Consider the following 15,936-nt stretch of genomic DNA (forward strand, 5'->3'; position numbering starts at 1 on the left):
ATTCCCCCCTAATTATTAGAGGATCGCTGTATTCTTAATCTGAAATCGCATCAATTGGTGACATTATGTTGCCGCCGCCTTGCATAACTCCTCTAAACTATTAATCCTTAAGTAGTATTCCCCTGCGATACACATACCCATCAAAAACAAGGAGAAACCTATGAAGGCTGCTGTTGTTACACAGGATCATCAGGTCAATGTTACCGAAAAAACCTTACGCCCACTGAAGCACGGCGAAGCCCTGCTCAAAATGGAGTGCTGTGGCGTTTGCCATACTGACCTTCACGTCAAAAATGGCGATTTCGGTGATAAAACCGGTGTGATCCTGGGCCACGAAGGGATTGGGATCGTGAAAGAAGTTGGGCCTGGCGTGACGTCACTGAAAGTCGGCGACCGCGCAAGCGTCGCGTGGTTCTTTGAGGGCTGCGGCCACTGTGAATACTGTAATACCGGCAACGAAACCCTGTGCCGCGATGTGAAAAACGCCGGTTATTCCGTTGATGGCGGCATGGCTGAAGAGTGCATTGTCACCGCGGATTACGCGGTAAAAGTGCCTGACGGGCTGGATTCAGCTGCGGCCAGCAGCATAACCTGTGCCGGCGTCACCACTTACAAAGCGGTAAAAGTCTCCCATATCAAGCCGGGCCAGTGGATTGCGATCTACGGCCTGGGCGGACTGGGTAACCTCGCGCTGCAGTATGCGAAAAACGTCTTCAACGCCAAAGTCATCGCTCTTGACGTTAACGACGAACAGCTGAAGCTGGCAGCGAGCATGGGGGCAGACTTAACCATCAACTCCCGCAGCGAAGATGCCGCTAAAATCGTGCAGGAAAAAACCGGCGGCGCGCATGCGGCTGTTGTAACGGCGGTCGCGAAAGCAGCATTTAACTCGGCGGTGGACGCGGTGCGTGCCGGTGGCCGCGTGGTGGCCGTTGGCCTGCCGCCGGAAGCCATGAGCCTTGATATCCCCCGTCTGGTGCTGGACGGTATCCAGGTGGTCGGCTCGCTGGTTGGTACCCGTCAGGATCTGCAGGAAGCGTTCCAGTTCGCTGCCGAAGGCAAAGTGGTGCCAAAAGTGACAATGCGCCCGCTGGAAGATATCAACGCCATCTTCAAAGAGATGGAACAGGGCCAGATACGCGGCCGCATGGTGATTGATTTACGCTCGTAACGGTCCGTTCCCGCTAACCGCTCCGTTTATGGGGCGGTTTTTTATGACCACATTCCGGCACTCAGGCCAGCGCACGAGCATCAGACTTAGCCCGCCGGGCGCGCAGATAGCCATACACCAGCAGCGCGCTCATCGCCAGGAAGGATAATATCGCCGCCGGTAGCGTGACATAGCTCCAGCTAAAACCGAGCGTAATCATCATTCCGCCAAAATAAGCACCAATCGCACTGCCCAGGTTAAACGCCATCTGTCCGCCTGCGGCACCAAGCATTTCCCCTCCTGTCGCATTTTGCAGCAGCAGAATTTGCAGTGGTGCTGAGAGTGCGAACAGCCCGGCACAGCAGATGAACCCCATCACCAGCGACGCGGTTTTCTGTTCGCCAAAGGCGAAAAGCAATAACAGTGAGGCGACAATCACCATATCGGTGGTGGCAGCAATACGTAGCGGGCTGAAACGACCCGATAGTTTCCCGCTCAGCAGGTTACCCAGCACCATGCCGAGGCCCATCAACATCATGATGATCGTCATCAGCCCCTCGGAGAAGCCAGAGACATTGACCATAAACGGCTTCACAAAACTGAACCACGCAAAAACGCCAGCGTTGCCAAACATGGTGGAGGCAAAGATCAGCCACGGTTCCGGTTTTTTCAGGAAGTGAAACTGCTCGGTGAGTTTTATTTCTGATGCGTCATGAAGGTTTGGTACCCACACCAGCACCGAGAGGATCACCAGCGCGTCAAACAGGGCTATCAGGAAAAAGGTATAACGCCAGTTGAATGTATGCCCCAGCCAGGTTCCAAACGGAACCCCCACCAGATTCGCCACGGTCATCCCGGCGATCATCCCCGCCACGGCCACCGTCACCTTACCCGGTGGCGCTATTTTCGAGAGGATAATCGCCCCCACGCCGAAAATTGCGCCGTGCGGGAACCCCGAGATTAAGCGCCCTGCCGCCAGCCAAAAATAGGATGTGGAAAAGGTAAACATCGCGTTGCCCACTGCACACAGGGCAACCAGAAACAGCAGCGTGGTTTTTAACGAGAACTTACTGGAAAACAGCGCCACAATCGGCGCGCCAATCACCACGCCAAAGGCGTAAAACGAAATCATATTTCCGGCGGAGGGAATGGAAATGCCGGTATCATGCGCCAGTTCCGTCAGGACACCCATAATGCCAAATTCAGCCATGCCCAGGCCAAACGTGCTAAGGGCTAACGAGAAAATTGTCTTTTTCATACCACAACCACGAGTGAAAATTCGCAGCGGGCATTATTGAATAATCTTGTATGGTGAGCCAGTTCAAATCAGCAGACTGACACGTTAATCCATTAATTCAGGTGAATTACACTTCTTAATGCGGCCTCGCTTCTTCCCCGCGACCGGACAACCTGAGGATGACAATCATGGCAAGTAACAAGAAAACCAGCGTCGCTGTTGATGTCGTTAAAAATGCCCCTCTGAAAACAAAAGAGTATGAAAAAGAGCTTCGTCGCCTTCACGTTGAACTGGTCAAACTCCAGCAATGGGTTGTCGCCAAAGGATTGAAAGTCTGCATCGTGTTTGAGGGACGCGACGGGGCCGGTAAAGGCGGCACCATAAAAGCGATAACCGAACGCGTCAGCCCACGCGTATTCCGGGTTGTCGCGCTGCCTGCGCCTACAGAGAAAGAGAAAACGCAGCTTTATTTCCAGCGTTATGTTCCGCACCTGCCCGCTGCCGGTGAAATCGTTATTTTTGACCGCAGCTGGTACAACCGCGCAGGCGTTGAACGGGTGATGGGGTTCTGCACGCCGGAACAGGTTGAAAAGTTTCTTGATGGCGCACCGGTGATGGAAAAAGCGATGGTCGATGCCGGGATCATTTTGCTGAAATACTGGCTTGAAGTAACACCAAAGGAGCAGGAACGCAGGCTACGCGATCGCATCAACGATGGCCGCAAGATCTGGAAATTATCGCCTATGGATATTAAATCGTTCAATTTATGGGATGAATATACCGTAGCGCGGGATGCCATGTTTGCCTCCACGGACACTGCCTGGGCACCGTGGTTTGTGGCGCGCTCGGAAGATAAAAAACGCGTGCGGTTGAATATTATCTCCCATCTGCTTTCGCAGATCCCGTATAAAGAACTTCACGTTGAAAAAGTGGATTTGCCGAAGCGCAAAATTGGCAAAGTCAAACCAACAAAATATCCTTTCCGATATATTGCGGAGAAATTCTGATAAGCTGGAAGACGGCTCGCATAATGAAGATTACCAGGGGAAACGGTATTGTTTTTTGTTGGCTGCGGTTGATAATGACCGCACCAACAAAGGAGATACCCATGAAACACTCAGCCGTAACGCCCCAACCCTTAGGCACACAATCCCGTGATTTACGACGTCATCATGAAATCGTCCCGACTTCAGTACGTACGCCATCCGCGGAGGATTGCGCATTTATACAAGCCATGAATGAGTTTGTGGAAAAACACGGAACCCTTACAGACGATGAATTTTTCAGGGTATTTTGATGCTTAAACAATTCAACGTTTATCGTAATCTTTCACCAGCAACCAGAGATATCCTGCCTTACTACATGCTTATTCAGGATGACTATTATGCTGATCTTACAACACGCGTTATTGTTCCACTTATGAGGAACAATAGATTACCATTATGGCAGAGTCACCTTGCCACCAGAATAAATATAGATTTCGAAACGCTACTTATTTATTCACCAATGATAAGTAACCTTAATAATCAGAAAATTAATAGCAAAGATTTTGTGTGTAATTTACGCAATGCTCGTCATGATGTTATAGCCGCCGTTGATCGTTTATTGACTAACACATGAGCGAAGCGCCGCCGGGCAAAGCCGACGGCGCAGGACGTTTTACTTCATCCCTTCCGTACTCTCCTGTTTCGCTTCCTGTCGCTCCACTTCCCGGTACCAGCGTGGGTGGTGTTTCTGCGCCCAGCGGCGGCTCACCTTCCCTTCAATCATGCCTTTAATCGACCCTTTAACCCAGAACGCCATATACATATGGATCAAAATGGCATGGATCAGAATGATGGCTGAGGTTGCGTGGATCAGCAGCGCGTAGCGGATGACCTGCATCGGGAAGTACTGCGCAAAATAAGGACGCCAGATGATCACACCGGTCACCAGCAGGACGAAAATCATGCTCATGATGCTCCAGAACATCATCTTCTGTCCGGCATTGTATTTACCGACCTTTGCGACTTTATGTTCGTTCCCCTTCAGGACCTCAATAATGCCCTTCAGCCAGGGAATATCCTGCTTGTCCGGGATATTGTGGTGGACGAAACGCACAAACATAAACATCAGCACCACAAAAATCAGTACGCCAAAAAACGGGTGCAGAATACGCCCCATCTGCGGCGTACCGAACGTTTCCGTCAGCCATTGCAGCGTCGGGAAGAAGAACGAAATTCCGGATACGGCCACCAGGAAGAAGCAGATCACCACCGTCCAGTGACAGGCGCGATCGACAAACTTTGTGCGCACTATCATTTTCGACTTACTCATGATGCTCCTCCTCGTCGTCATCCACCTCTTTATTCGGCCCGATACCGATGTAGTGATAAATCAGCCCGGCAAAGGTGGCGATAAAGCCCGCCGCCGAGAGCGGTTTTAGCGCCCCTTTCCACAGGTTGATGGAGGTATCGATCGCCGGATCTTTCGGCAGATTGTGGTACAGCTCCGGCTGGTCATTGTGATGCAGAACGTACATCACGTGCGTACCGCCCACCCCCTGCGGGTTGTAAATGCCCGCCTTGTCGTAGCCGCGCGCTTTTAGTTTGTCCACGCGCTGCTGCGCCACCTCCAGCATCTCTTTCTTGGTGCCGAAGTGAATGGCCCCGGTTGGACAGGTCTTGACGCAGGCAGGCTCCTGCCCGACGCTGACGCGGTCTACGCACAGGGTGCATTTATATACCCGGTTATCCTCTTTATTGAGGCGCGGGATGTTAAACGGACAACCCGCAATGCAATACCCGCAGCCGATACAGTTATCCTGCTGGAAGTCGACGATCCCGTTCGCATACTGGATAATGGCGCCTGCAGACGGGCAGGCCTTGAGGCAGCCCGGATCTTCACAGTGCATACAGCCGTCTTTTCGAATCAGCCACTCCAGCTTGCCGTTCTGGTCAGTTTCGCTAAAACGCATCACCGTCCAGGATTTGGCGCTCAGATCGGCCGGGTTGTCGTAAACGCCAACGCAGTGCCCTACCTCATCGCGGATATCATTCCACTCCGAACAAGCCACCTGGCAGGCTTTGCAGCCCACGCAGGAAGAGACATCGATAAGCTTGGCGACTTCGGCCTTATAATCCCGCGCGCGCGGCGCGGGCGTTATCGGGTTGGTCGCGGAGCGTTTAATAATGTCTTGTGTTTCCATCGCCATTTACTCGCTCCTTACGCTTTCTCGATGTTGACCAGAAACGCCTTGTACTCCGGCGTTTGCGAGTTGGAATCGCCAACGTTTGGCGTCAGGGTATTGGCGAGATAGCCTTTCTGCGCCACACCTTCAAAGCCCCAGTGCAGCGGGATACCCACGGTTTCCACCTGCTGACCATTCACGTTTAATGTCTGCAGACGACGGGTGACCACCGCAACCGCACGGATAAAGCCACGTTTGCTGCTCACCGTCACGCGATCGCCATTGGCAATCCCTTTCGCTTTCGCCAGCGTTTCGCTTATCTCCACAAACTGTTCCGGCTGCGCGATGGCGTTAAGCCGCGCATGCTTGGTCCAGGTGTGGAAATGCTCCGTCAGGCGATAGGTGGTTCCCACATACGGGAATTTGTCCTTTTTGCCTAAACGCAACACGTCGTCAGCGTAGATACGCACGACCGGACTGGAGATAACATTTGGGTGTAGCGGATTCGTGCCGAGCGGCGTTTCCATCGGCTCGTAGTGTTCCGGGAATGGCCCCTCTGCCAGCTTGTCGAGGGCAAACAGGCGTCCCAGCCCCTCCGGCTGCATAATAAACGGCCCGGTCTCACTGCCCGGTGGCGCGGTGTTGAAGTCAGGAATATCATTCCCCGCCCATTTCGCGCCGTTCCACGCGATCAGCATCCGTTTCGGATCCCACGGTTTACCGTTGATATCCGCCGACGCACGGTTGTACAGCACCCGACGGTTTAGCGGCCATGCCCAGGCCCAGCCCAGCGTATTGCCCAACCCGGACGGGTCAGCGTTATCGCGATTGGCCATCTGGTTGCCCTGCTCGGTCCAGCTGCCGGTGTAGATCCAGCAGGACGACGCGGTGGAACCATCATCGCGCAGGAGCGCAAAGCTGTTCAGCAGCTGGCCTTTCTTCGCCACCAGATTGCCGTTGGCGTCATAGAGATCGGCCAGCGCCACGCCGTTGTTCTCTTTGGCCACCTCTTCGGATTCAGGATGATCCGGTTGCTTATAGTTCCAGCTCATCTTCAGCAACGGTTCAGCGCCTTTGCCGCCTTCGGTGCGGTACATCTCACGCAGGCGATGGTAAATCCCGGCCAGAATTTCACCGTCATTACGCGCTTCACCCGGCGCATCCTGCCCCTTCCAGTGCCACTGTAACCAGCGACCGGAGTTGGCGATCGACCCGTCTTCCTCGGCAAAACAGGTAGACGGCAAGCGGAAGACCTCGGTCTGAATTGATGCGGGCTCCACATCGTTCATCTCGCCGTGGTTCTGCCAGAAGTTAGACGTTTCCGTCACCAGCGGATCGATAACGACCATGTACTTCAGCTTGCTCAGGCTGCGAACCACTTTGTTTTTGTCCGGGAAGGACGCTACCGGGTTAAAGCCCTGGCAGATATAGCCCGTGACGTTGCCCTTATCCATCATGTTGAAATACTTGATGACGTCGTAGGCCTGGTCCCATTTCGGCAGCCACTCAAAGCCCCAGTCGTTCTCTTTCTGCGCCGCATCGCCATAAAACGATTTCATCAGGCTGACGTAGAACTTCGGATAGTTGCTCCAGTAGTTCACCTGCTCCGCACGCGTCGCTTTTGGCGTATTGGCCGTGAGATAGGTTTGCAGATCGGCCTGTTTTTCCGACGGCAGCGTCAGGTAACCCGGCAGGCTGGTCGAGAGTAACCCCAGATCGGTTAAGCCCTGGATGTTGGAGTGACCGCGCAAGGCATTTACCCCGCCTCCCGCCATGCCCATATTGCCGAGCAGCAGCTGAATCATCGCCATGGTACGGATGTTCTGCGCACCAACGGTGTGCTGCGTCCAGCCCAGCGCGTACAGGAACGTGGTGGTTCTGTCGGCGGCACTGGTAGAGGCCAGCACCTCACACACTTTCAGGAAGTCGGCTTTTGGCGTACCGCAGATGTTTTCTACTACGTCCGGCGTATAGCGGGAAACGTGCTGTTTCAGCAAGTTCCACACGCAGCGTGGATGGCTCAGGGTTTCATCGCGTCTGGCATAGCCGTTTTCATCGAACTGGTAGTTCCAGGACGATTTATCGTACTGACGTTTGTCCGCGTCATAGCCGCTGAACAGCCCCTCATCGAAGGCAAAATCATCCCGCACCAGCAGGCTGGCGTTGGTGTAGTGTTTTACGTACTCCGCGTTGATTTTATTGTTTTCTATCAGATACAGCAGCACGCCCGACAGGAATGTAATGTCCGTACCGGAGCGGATCGGTGCATAAATATCGGCCACCGATGCCGTACGCGTAAAGCGCGGATCGACGACGATAAGCGTCGCATCGTTATTGTTTTTCGCTTCCATCGCCCAGCGGAACCCCACCGGATGGGCCTCCGCAGCGTTGCCACCCATCACCATCACGACGTTGGCGTTTTTGATATCAACCCAGTGGTTGGTCATCGCACCGCGACCAAATGTTGGAGCAAGACTTGCTACCGTTGGTCCGTGTCAGACGCGCGCCTGGTTATCAACCGCCAGCATCCCGAGGGAGCGAACAAATTTTTGCGTTAGCATGCCGGTTTCATTGCTGGCCGCCGAGGCGCACAGCATGCCGGTAGAGAGCCAACGGTTCACCGTCACGCCCTGCGCGTTCTTCTCAATGAAGTTGGCGTCGCGGTCGGCTTTCATCAGTCTGGCAATCCGGGAGAAGGCTTCATCCCAGGAAATACGCTGCCATTTGTCGGAACCCGGCGCGCGGTATTCCGGATAGCGCAGACGGTTATCGCTGTGAACGTAGTCCAGCAGTCCCGCCCCTTTCGGGCAGAGTGCCCCACGGCTCACCGGATGGTCCGGATCCCCTTCAATATGATAAATGGCCTCTCTGGCGTTCTTCGCGCCATCGCCCAGGCTATACATTAAAAGCCCACAACCCACGGAGCAGTATGTGCAGGTGTTACGGATCTCTTTGGCACGCAGCAGTTTATAGTTGCGCGCCTGAGCCAGCGCCATTTTGGGAGCGAATCCCAGCATCGCGGCTGTTGTTCCGGCCATACCGCCCGCGCAGATTTTAAAAAATTGTCTGCGGCTGACGTCCATTGTTGTCCTCATTTACGGATAAGACTTCGCGCCGCAAACTAACAGCAAAGCCCCTGTTTTTTTTGCGTCAAATCAAGGTCGTCGGTGTTCGCCCCCTTAATAGTCAGCCATCTCGCATTTAAATACCTCTTTTTGATTAACGGCTTAAGAGAATAATTCGCGACCGGGGCGCGATCGGTGCTATAAGTTTTGCCTTTGGTTTTGAGAGTAATGGCAAGGGTATGGACAGAAAAAGAGCAACGCTGATTGGGCTGGCAGCAATCTTGTTATGGAGCACCATGGTGGGGCTCATTCGCAGCGTGAGTGAAGGGCTTGGGCCTGTGGGGGGTGCCGCCATGATCTATACCGTCAGCGGCTTACTCTGTCTGGTGACGGTAGGATTTCCTCAAATCCGGCGCTTCACTCCCCGCTATCTTATTGCCGGCAGCCTCCTGTTTGTGAGCTACGAAATTTGTCTGGCGCTGTCGTTAGGGTATGCGGCTACGCGTTCACAGGCGATTGAAGTCGGCATGGTGAATTATCTCTGGCCAAGTCTGACCATTGTGTTTGCCATTTTGTTTAACGGGCAGAAATCGTCCCTGTGGGTGATCCCCGGATTAGCCCTCTCTTTACTCGGTGTGTGCTGGGTATTGGGCGGCGAACAGGGGTTGCAGGTGAATGAGATTATCCGCAATGTTGTTTCCAGCCCCCTCAGCTATGCCCTTGCATTTGCCGGCGCGTTTATCTGGGCGGCGTACTGCACGGTAACCAGTAAATATGCCAAAGGACAAAACGGGATCACGCTCTTTGTGTTGCTTACCGCGCTGAGTTTGTGGGTGAAATATGCCCTAAGCGATCAACCGGAAATGGTGTTCAGCGTTCCGGTGGTGGTGAAATTACTCATGTGCGGCGTCGCACTGGGGCTGGGCTATGCGTCGTGGAATATTGGGATCCTTCACGGTAACGTCACTGTGCTGGCAGCCGTGTCCTATTTTACCCCGGTCTTATCCGCTGCGCTGGCGGCGCTGTTGTTGAGCGCCCCACTTTCCTTCTCCTTCTGGCAAGGCGCCATCATGGTCTGTGTGGGTTCTCTGCTGTGCTGGTACGCCACACGAAAATAATCTTTTCCTGATGCCGGGTTAATTACAACCCGGCCACATAATTAACATAAAATTAATATGTGATCGCCCATTCACTCTTCAGCAAAATAATAGAAAGCGGTTTAGTTTCTGTTTATATTAACTCTCGTTCGTAAAGATATGGCGCGCAAATTGACATAAACTGACACCGGAACGTAATAACTGCATAGCAAACAGTCACGTCAGAAAAAGCATAAAATAATATAATTCACTGCAAAACATTCACTTCACACATCGGAATCGGCGTGCGTTTAATCTTATAACATACTGATTTTAATACACATCGATTTCAACAGCCACTATAAAAACACGGAAAAAACGATAATTACCGCCATGAAATAAAAATGGTAATAATTATATTTCCCGCAACGAAAATGGCGGTAAAACGCGCACAAATCGCATAATTTTCAGGCAATTTATTCATTAAAGCTGAAATTTACCCGATCACGATCACACTAATTGAAATTATCTTTAATATTTTGAAACTTATTATTGAAAGCAGGCTACAAGATTTTTAAAAATAGCTTGCCATTGACGAACAGCCTCGTTTGGAAATCGTTCGAAGTGGTTCAGGAAATACCCAAGAAAATTATAAGGAATATTTAAGATGAAACTTAAATTAGTTGCAGTGGCGGTCACTTCCATGTTGGCAGCAGGCGTTGTAAACGCGGCTGAAGTTTTTAACAAAGACGGTAACAAGCTGGATCTGTACGGTAAAGTCACAGGTCTGCACTATTTTTCTGATGATACTGACAACGACGGCGACAAAACCTACGTTCGTCTGGGCTTCAAAGGCGAAACTCAGATCAATGACCAGATGACCGGTTATGGCCAGTGGGAATATGAGTTCAAGGGCAACCGCTCTGAATCTCAGGGTGCTGACGGTAACAAAACGCGTTTGGCGTTCGCAGGTCTGAAATTCAACGAATTCGGTTCCTTCGACTACGGCCGTAACTACGGCGTGGCGTACGACATCGGCGCATGGACTGACGTTCTGCCAGAATTCGGTGGCGATACCTGGACCCAGACTGATGGCTTTATGACTGGCCGTACAACTGGCGTAGCGACTTACCGTAACACCGACTTCTTCGGTCTGGTTGACGGTCTGAACGTTGCCGCTCAGTACCAGGGTAAAAACGACCGTAACGACATCACCGAATCTAACGGTGACGGCTGGGGTCTCTCTTCTACCTATGAATTCGACGGCTTCGCAGCGGGTGCAACCTACGCGAAATCTGACCGTACTGACCGTCAGGTTCGTGCAGCTAGCGACCTGAACGCAGGTGGCGAGAACGCAGAAGTATGGGCAGCCGGTCTGAAGTACGATGCGAACAACATCTACCTGGCAACCACCTACTCTGAAACCCGTAACATGACAGCTTTCGGTGACGGTCACGTTGCAAACAAAGCACAGAACTTCGAAGTTGTGGCTCAGTACCAGTTCGACTTCGGTCTGCGTCCGTCCATCGCTTACCTGAAATCCAAAGGTAAAGACATCGGTTCTTACGGCGACCAGGATCTGGTGGAATACGTTGACGTTGGCGCGAGCTACTACTTCAACAAAAACATGTCCACCTATGTTGATTACAAAATCAACCTGCTGGACGACAATGCGTTCACCAAAGACGCTAAAATCGCTACCGACAATATCGTTGCTGTAGGTCTGACCTACCAGTTCTAAGATTTGTCACACCAGAAAGCCAGCCCCTGCGGCTGGCTTTTTTTTGCCCCTCAGCCCGCTCTCCTGATCGTCATCCCCTGGTTCCGGTATACTGCTCTGTCGTCACTGTCCTAACGTCACAGCCTGAACAGGGAGCCCTCAATGATTACCACCCACGTTTTTATCGCCGTCAGTCTTGATGGCTACAGTGCCCGCCAGGATGGCGATATCGGCTGGCTACTCCAGCGCGATGATCCAACGGAAGATCATGGTTATGATGCGTTCATTGCCGACAAAGACTGGATTGTGATGGGCCGGGGAAGCTATGAGAAAGTGCTGGCCTTTGACCAATGGCCCTATAACCGCCCCGTGCTGGTGCTCTCCAGTCAGCTGGCTGACACCGAGGTGCCCGAGGCGCTGAAAGGTAAAGTGCAGTTCTCCCGCTGTACCCCAAAGGAAGCGCTTGCTGAGCTGGCAGCGCAGAACGCACACCGCGTCTATTTAGATGGCGGACAGGTGATCCAGTCGTTTCTGCGCGAAGGACTGGTGGCCGATATGGTTATCACCACCGTTCCTGTCCTGATCGGCTCAGGCAAGCCGCTGTTCGGCTCGCTGCTCCGGGATATCGATTTGACGCTTTTATCCACCCACAGCTTCCCGTCGGGTCTGGTGCAGTCGCACTATCGGCTGACGCGATAACGACACCGCGCCGCTGAAGAAGAAGTGAAAAGCCCGAAGGTGCAGCGCCTTCGGGCTTGCATTTACTGTTGCGGCGCGTTCGCCAGGCTAAACCAAATCCCAATCGCCAGCAGCAATAACATCCCACCGGCGCTGCCTAACGCCACGCTGTGCGACGTGATAAACGCCGTTTTTGCCGCCTCAATGACGGTTTCACCGAGCGCCGGACTGAGATCCTGCGCGACCTTCATCGCTTCGCCAATGGATGACGAGGCTTTATCAGCCAGCGTTGAAGGTAAGCCCTGCGGTAGTTCAATCGACGCCGAGAAGCTGCGGAATATCGCGATCCCCAGCCCCGCGCCCAGTTCGTAGGACATGGTTTCGATCGCCCCGGCAGCGGCGGCTTTCTCTTTCGGCGCCGCCGCCATGATTGCCGAGGTGGAGGCCAGCAGCGCACTCGCCGCACTGAAGCCAAGCAGCACCATCAGGCACCACGCCTGCCACTGCTGCGTGCTGAAGTCGAGCATCGACAGGCCAATAAAGCTGACGGCGCTCAGCCCCATTCCGCCTGCCGCTACCATGCGCAGCCCCAGACGACCAACCAGTATCCCGGCAATCGGGCCGCTGAACCCGCTGGCGACCATGAGCGGCAGCATGAACATGCCCGCTTCAAACGGGGTAAAGCCATGCACAAACTGCAGCTCCTGGGCCATCAACAATTCATACCCCACCAGGGCGATCATGGCGGTCATCGCCATCACCACCCCGCTTAAAATGATGCGATGGCAAAACAGGCGCATGTCGATCATCGGCACGCGGGCGCGAAGCTGAATACGCACGAAGATAAACAGCAATACCGCGCCGGTGAGCAGCGTACAGGCCACCAGCCATGGAGAAAGCCCGCCTTTCAGCGCGGTTTTGGCGCTATAGACCAGCAGCAAAATTGCCACAATCAGCATGACGGCATGGCTAATATTCAGCGGCTGCTCTGGGCGCCCTTGCTGACGCGGAACATAGACAGCGGCCAGCGACACCACCACCAGCACAATCGGCACGTTGATCAAAAAGACCGATCCCCAGTAAAAATGCTCCAGCAGCATACCGCCAATCAGCGGACCAAACGCCGCCCCGCCGGACCCGACCGCGGCCCAGACGCCAAGCGCGATGTTGCGATCTCGCGCGTTAATAAACAAGGTGCGTATACCCGCAAGGGTTGCCGGTATGATCATTGCCGCGCCAATTGCCAGCGAGGCGCGCGCGGCAATCAGCCAGCCCGCAGAGGGGGCAAAGGCCGCCGCCAGCGATGACAGGCCAAACAGCGTGCTGCCAAGCATCAGCAGCCGTTTAAAACCGATGCGGTCGCCGAGCGCGCCCATTGGCAGCACCATACCCGCCATCACCAGCGAGTAGATATCGATGATCCACAATAATTCATTACCGCTGGCGCCCAGCGTCATGCTCAATGTAGGCGCCGCCACGTGCAGCACCGTCGCGTCAATCGCCACCGGGATATACACCAGCACGATAATCACTAACGCTAACCACTGACGAAACATAAATTTCCTTTTTATATAAAAATGGACACATGTCCAGGATGCGATCCTACGGAATGTTGAACACTTGTCCAGCTCTTTGTTACACTCGTTTCATTGCTATTTAAGAGTGAGAGAAAATGGGTTATCTGACCAGGGATGAAAGACGGGAAGAGATCTTACAGGCCGCCATGCGCGTGGCGCTGGCCGAGGGATTTTCCGCCATGACGGTGCGCCGCATCGCGTCCGAAGCCGGTGTCGCAACCGGGCAAGTGCATCACCATTTCACCTCCGGCGGTGAGTTAAAATCGATGGCCTTTATCCGGCTGATCCGCGAACTGCTGGATGCGGATGTGCTCGGGGAACACGCCAGCTGGCGGGCACGTTTACATGCCATGCTCGGCAGCGATGACGGCAGGTTTGAACCCTACATTCGCCTCTGGCGAGAAGCGCAAATCCTCGCAACCCGCGACGCAGAGATCAAGGGCGCGTATGTGCTGACAATGGAGATGTGGCATCAGGAAACGGTTGCCCTTATTGAAGCTGGCAGGAATGCAGGCGTATTCCGTTCCGGTGACCCGGCAGCAAGTATTGCCTGGCGTTTAATTGGCCTGGTGTGTGGCCTTGACGGCATATATCTATTAAACATGCCTGAAATGGATGACGCTGCATTTAATAATCATCTTGATAAATTAATTTCTCTGGAGTTGTTTTAATACTCCCTTATGAGTAATTAAATCCCACCGTTACAATTAGTAACACATTAGGCGAACCCCTATTTCATTTCCAAACTCTGGGGTTCGCTTTTTTATCTATCCTTTCAGATGTATCTCAATACTTCCAATAACCACAATACCAGACCTTCACATATCTAGCTGTTTTTACTTATTTTTTATCTCCATTTGGGTAAGCAAGAGGGCGATATGTCACAACAAAGTGAGAAAAGTCATCACCATCTTTTAAGTAACTGGAAACCGGAAAATCCGCAATTCTGGGAGAATAAAGGCAAACATATCGCGCGAAGAAATCTATGGATTTCTGTGGCTTGCTTGCTATTGGCCTTTTGCGTCTGGATGTTATTTAGTGCCATTGCGGTTAACCTCAATAAAGTCGGATTTAATTTCACTACCGATCAGCTTTTTATGCTAACGGCATTACCTTCTCTCTCCGGCGCAATATTGCGTGTCCCCTACTCTTTTATGGTGCCGATATTTGGCGGACGTAACTGGACAGTATTGAGCACCGTGATCCTGATTATCCCCTGCGTCTGGCTGGGGATTGCCATTCAAAACACAGCGACGCCTTACTGGGTCTTTATCGTCATTGCCCTGCTCTGCGGTTTTGCGGGCGCTAACTTTGCCTCCAGCATGGGGAATATCAGCTTTTTCTTCCCGAAATCCAGACAGGGTAGCGCGCTGGGAATCAACGGCGGGCTGGGAAACCTGGGCGTCAGCGTAATGCAGTTGATTGCGCCACTGGTCATTTTTCTGCCGATGTTCACCTTTCTGGGGGTAAACGGTGTGCCTCTGGAGGACGGATCCACCATGTGGCTGGCGAATGCCGCCTGGATCTGGGCCCCGCTTCTGCTGCTGGCCACCATTGCGGCGTTTATTGGCATGAACGATATCGCCAGCTCAAAAGCCTCTATCGCCAGCCAGCTTCCGGTACTTAAGCGGTTTCATCTCTGGCTGCTGAGCCTGCTCTATCTGGCGACCTTCGGCTCGTTTATCGGTTTCTCGGCAGGCTTTGCCATGCTGTCGAAAACCCAGTTTCCGGACGTTAACATTCTTCACCTTGCCTTCTTTGGCCCACTGATTGGTGCGCTGGCGCGTTCAGCGGGCGGGATGATCTCCGACAGGCTGGGCGGCGTGCGCGTCACACTCATCAACTTTGTCTTTATGGCCATCTTTAGCGCCCTGATCTTCCTGACCCTGCCCGGCTCGGGCTCCGGCAGCTTTGTCGCGTTTTATCTGGTCTTTATGGGGCTGTTCCTCACCGCCGGGCTGGGCAGCGGCTCAACCTTCCAGATGATTGCGATTATCTTTCGCCAAATCACCATCGACCGGGTGAGGAAGCAAGGTGGCACGGATGAACAGGCGCAGCATGAAGCCGTGACGGACACCGCTGCCGCGCTGGGCTTTATCTCTGCCATTGGCGCAGTAGGCGGATTTTTTATCCCTAAAGCCTTCGGCACCTCGCTGGCGATGACCGGATCGCCGGTCGGCGCCATGAAAGTCTTCCTCGTGTTTTACATCGTCTGCGTGCTCGTCACCTGGCTGGTGTACGGCCGTAAATCCTCACAAAAATAA

General features: G+C 53.3%; 13 protein-coding genes. 8 read left to right on the forward strand and 5 right to left on the reverse strand.

What is annotated here, in order from left to right:
• Nucleotides 1–160: 160 nt before the first annotated feature.
• Nucleotides 161–1,171, forward strand: coding sequence for an alcohol dehydrogenase AdhP (gene adhP, locus AK59_RS0117005; RefSeq protein ID WP_013096530.1), 1,011 nt, complete (start codon nt 161–163; stop codon nt 1,169–1,171).
• A gap of 61 nt (nt 1,172–1,232) precedes the next feature.
• On the opposite strand, the gene araJ is transcribed toward adhP, so the two are convergent.
• Nucleotides 1,233–2,408 carry an MFS transporter AraJ gene (gene araJ, locus AK59_RS0117010; RefSeq protein ID WP_029883335.1) on the reverse strand — a complete coding sequence of 392 codons (1,176 nt, stop codon included), beginning with the start codon at nt 2,406–2,408 and terminating at the stop codon, nt 1,233–1,235.
• A gap of 167 nt (nt 2,409–2,575) precedes the next feature.
• Here araJ and ppk2 point away from each other — a divergent pair, with 167 nt between their 5' ends.
• Together ppk2 and AK59_RS1000000124565 are read left to right on the forward strand one after the other, a co-directional pair.
• On the forward strand, nt 2,576–3,394 hold the full coding sequence (gene ppk2 / locus AK59_RS0117015) for a polyphosphate kinase 2 (RefSeq protein WP_013096528.1): 819 nt from the start codon (nt 2,576–2,578) through the stop codon (nt 3,392–3,394).
• A 289-nt stretch (nt 3,395–3,683) separates the two neighbouring features.
• The gene (locus AK59_RS1000000124565) at nt 3,684–4,007 is read left to right on the forward strand and encodes a CcdB family protein (RefSeq protein ID WP_072007036.1); all 324 of its coding nucleotides are present in this window, start codon (nt 3,684–3,686) and stop codon (nt 4,005–4,007) included.
• Between the two features lie 39 nt (nt 4,008–4,046).
• Here AK59_RS1000000124565 and fdnI read toward each other — a convergent pair whose 3' ends face one another.
• From fdnI to fdnG, 3 genes are read right to left on the reverse strand one after another with little or no spacing between them, the layout of a single operon-like run.
• Nucleotides 4,047–4,703, reverse strand: coding sequence for a formate dehydrogenase-N subunit gamma (fdnI, locus tag AK59_RS0117020; RefSeq protein ID WP_013096526.1), 657 nt, complete (start codon nt 4,701–4,703; stop codon nt 4,047–4,049).
• Entirely contained in the window at nt 4,696–5,580 is an 885-nt protein-coding gene (gene fdxH / locus AK59_RS0117025) for a formate dehydrogenase subunit beta (protein WP_003857048.1), read from the reverse strand. Before fdxH ends, fdnI begins: the two co-directional genes overlap by 8 nt.
• Nucleotides 5,581–5,591: 11 nt before the next feature.
• On the reverse strand, nt 5,592–8,639 hold the full coding sequence (fdnG, locus tag AK59_RS0117030; protein ID WP_114118935.1) for a formate dehydrogenase-N subunit alpha: 3,048 nt from the start codon (nt 8,637–8,639) through the stop codon (nt 5,592–5,594).
• Between the two features lie 221 nt (nt 8,640–8,860).
• On the opposite strand from fdnG, the gene yddG reads away from it, so the two are divergent.
• The 3 genes from yddG (at nt 8,861) to AK59_RS0117050 (ending at nt 12,116) form a co-directional block, all read left to right on the forward strand.
• On the forward strand, nt 8,861–9,739 hold the full coding sequence (gene yddG, locus AK59_RS0117040; RefSeq protein WP_029883337.1) for an aromatic amino acid DMT transporter YddG: 879 nt from the start codon (nt 8,861–8,863) through the stop codon (nt 9,737–9,739).
• Between the two features lie 625 nt (nt 9,740–10,364).
• A complete protein-coding gene (gene ompC, locus AK59_RS0117045) occupies nt 10,365–11,438 on the forward strand; it encodes a porin OmpC (protein WP_013096520.1) in 1,074 nt (357 codons plus the stop codon).
• Between the two features lie 141 nt (nt 11,439–11,579).
• Nucleotides 11,580–12,116, forward strand: coding sequence for a dihydrofolate reductase family protein (locus AK59_RS0117050; RefSeq protein ID WP_029883338.1), 537 nt, complete (start codon nt 11,580–11,582; stop codon nt 12,114–12,116).
• 62 nt (nt 12,117–12,178) lie between these two features.
• On the opposite strand, the gene AK59_RS0117055 is transcribed toward AK59_RS0117050, so the two are convergent.
• Nucleotides 12,179–13,651: an MFS transporter gene (locus AK59_RS0117055; RefSeq protein ID WP_029883339.1), complete on the reverse strand. Its 1,473-nt coding sequence runs from the start codon at nt 13,649–13,651 to the stop codon at nt 12,179–12,181.
• Nucleotides 13,652–13,767: 116 nt separating this feature from the next.
• Here AK59_RS0117055 and AK59_RS0117060 point away from each other — a divergent pair, with 116 nt between their 5' ends.
• Together AK59_RS0117060 and AK59_RS0117065 are read left to right on the forward strand one after the other, a co-directional pair.
• Nucleotides 13,768–14,343 (forward strand): TetR family transcriptional regulator, encoded by a 576-nt coding sequence (locus AK59_RS0117060; protein WP_029883340.1) that lies wholly within the window; start codon nt 13,768–13,770, stop codon nt 14,341–14,343.
• Nucleotides 14,344–14,550: 207 nt separating this feature from the next.
• Nucleotides 14,551–15,936 (forward strand): NarK family nitrate/nitrite MFS transporter, encoded by a 1,386-nt coding sequence (locus AK59_RS0117065; RefSeq protein WP_029883341.1) that lies wholly within the window; start codon nt 14,551–14,553, stop codon nt 15,934–15,936.

This window comes from Enterobacter sp. T1-1 (assembly GCF_000710795.1).
GTDB lineage: Bacteria > Pseudomonadota > Gammaproteobacteria > Enterobacterales > Enterobacteriaceae > Enterobacter > Enterobacter cloacae.

Excerpts from the sequence above, each read along its gene's own strand:
- adhP (WP_013096530.1), top strand. The coding sequence starts at position 161 with ATGAAGGCTGCTGTTGTTACACAGGATCATCAGGTCAATGTTACCGAA.
- araJ (WP_029883335.1), bottom strand. The coding sequence starts at position 2,408 with ATGAAAAAGACAATTTTCTCGTTAGCCCTTAGCACGTTTGGCCTGGGC.
- ppk2 (WP_013096528.1), top strand. The coding sequence starts at position 2,576 with ATGGCAAGTAACAAGAAAACCAGCGTCGCTGTTGATGTCGTTAAAAAT.
- AK59_RS1000000124565 (WP_072007036.1), top strand. The coding sequence starts at position 3,684 with ATGCTTAAACAATTCAACGTTTATCGTAATCTTTCACCAGCAACCAGA.
- fdnI (WP_013096526.1), bottom strand. The coding sequence starts at position 4,703 with ATGAGTAAGTCGAAAATGATAGTGCGCACAAAGTTTGTCGATCGCGCC.
- fdxH (WP_003857048.1), bottom strand. The coding sequence starts at position 5,580 with ATGGCGATGGAAACACAAGACATTATTAAACGCTCCGCGACCAACCCG.
- yddG (WP_029883337.1), top strand. The coding sequence starts at position 8,861 with ATGGACAGAAAAAGAGCAACGCTGATTGGGCTGGCAGCAATCTTGTTA.
- ompC (WP_013096520.1), top strand. The coding sequence starts at position 10,365 with ATGAAACTTAAATTAGTTGCAGTGGCGGTCACTTCCATGTTGGCAGCA.
- AK59_RS0117050 (WP_029883338.1), top strand. The coding sequence starts at position 11,580 with ATGATTACCACCCACGTTTTTATCGCCGTCAGTCTTGATGGCTACAGT.
- AK59_RS0117055 (WP_029883339.1), bottom strand. The coding sequence starts at position 13,651 with ATGTTTCGTCAGTGGTTAGCGTTAGTGATTATCGTGCTGGTGTATATC.
- AK59_RS0117060 (WP_029883340.1), top strand. The coding sequence starts at position 13,768 with ATGGGTTATCTGACCAGGGATGAAAGACGGGAAGAGATCTTACAGGCC.
- AK59_RS0117065 (WP_029883341.1), top strand. The coding sequence starts at position 14,551 with ATGTCACAACAAAGTGAGAAAAGTCATCACCATCTTTTAAGTAACTGG.